The following is a 567-nucleotide window of genomic DNA, read 5'->3' on the forward strand; positions in this document are numbered from 1 at the left end:
GGATTGGTCCGGGCCAGCACGAGCGGGAAGGCCGCTGGTGGTGGGAAGAATCAACCAAGAAAGAATGCGGGTTGCACGCTGATAACGTCAAGTCGTGACGTGATAGCAGGCCGGGCGAGACAATGCTCCGAGAACGCCACGAGGTAAGCTTATGACCATCACGCTGGTAAAAAAGATACTCAAAGACGGCTCGCCCTGCGCGAAGTGCGCGGACGTCCTGCAGAAGCTGAAAGAAAGCGGCCATATGAGTCGCATCGACGACATTCTGGTGGCGGATGAACGCGACCCGAACAGCCCGGGGATGCAACTGGCCCGCCAGTACCAGGTCGACCGGGCACCCTTTTTCCTGGTCGATCATGAGGACGGTCAGGATCCGGTGATCTATACGGTGTATCTGAAATTCGTCCGGGAGGTGCTGGAGCAGAAGGCGTCAGAGTCGGACGAGCTGAAGGAAATCATGAAGGATAATCCGGATCTGGATTTTCTGTAATCTTCGCCGCAGACAGGCGTTTTTTGGCACTGCATGGGTGCCCTTGTTTGGTTCTGGTTACGGCGGATGCGCGCTTC

The 567-nt window shown here is 56.8% G+C and carries 1 protein-coding gene and 1 pseudogene; both read left to right on the forward strand.

Going from position 1 to position 567, the window contains the following annotated elements:
- Nucleotides 1–98, forward strand: a pseudogene (locus B3520_RS02765) (phosphoadenosine phosphosulfate reductase); the annotation flags it as partial.
- A gap of 53 nt (nucleotides 99–151) precedes the next feature.
- Complete coding sequence (locus tag B3520_RS02770; RefSeq protein WP_286807200.1) at nucleotides 152–490, forward strand: hypothetical protein; 339 nt, start codon at nucleotides 152–154, stop codon at nucleotides 488–490.
- The last annotated feature ends 77 nt before the right edge of the window (nucleotides 491–567 follow it).

Source organism: Marinimicrobium sp. UBA4509 (assembly GCF_002388575.1).
GTDB lineage: Bacteria > Pseudomonadota > Gammaproteobacteria > Pseudomonadales > Cellvibrionaceae > Marinimicrobium > Marinimicrobium koreense.

Bases quoted from the DNA above. Each gene is read 5' to 3' on its own strand.
- B3520_RS02770 (WP_286807200.1), top strand. From the start codon at position 152: ATGACCATCACGCTGGTAAAAAAGATACTCAAAGACGGCTCGCCCTGC.